Origin of the sequence: Salmonella sp. NW177, assembly GCF_051811585.1 — a bacterium.
GTDB lineage: Bacteria > Pseudomonadota > Gammaproteobacteria > Enterobacterales > Enterobacteriaceae > Salmonella > Salmonella enterica.
Map to the genome: position 1 here is coordinate 1 of NZ_JAMMZV010000039.1, position 285 is coordinate 285.

Annotated in this window: 1 tRNA gene and 1 rRNA gene; both read right to left on the reverse strand. The window is 54.4% G+C overall.

From position 1 onward, the window contains the following. Positions 1–87: ribosomal RNA gene (rrf, locus tag NA986_RS24400) — 5S ribosomal RNA — on the reverse strand; the annotation flags it as partial. A gap of 39 nt (positions 88–126) precedes the next feature. After that, positions 127–202 (reverse strand) — tRNA-Thr (locus tag NA986_RS24405). Between the last annotated feature and the right edge of the window lie 83 nt (positions 203–285).

The window sequence follows — 285 nt, forward strand, 5'->3', positions numbered from 1 at the left end:
AGACCCCACACTACCATCGGCGCTACGGCGTTTCACTTCTGAGTTCGGCATGGGGTCAGGTGGGACCACCGCGCTACTGCCGCCAGACAAATTCTTTTTCAAATGCCGAACTTTAACCGTATTAAGTGGTGCTGATACCCAGAGTCGAACTGGGGACCTCACCCTTACCAAGGGTGCGCTCTACCAACTGAGCCATATCAGCACACTAAATTTGATGCCTGGCAGTTCCCTACTCTCGCATGGGGAGACCCCACACTACCATCGGCGCTACGGCGTTTCACTTCT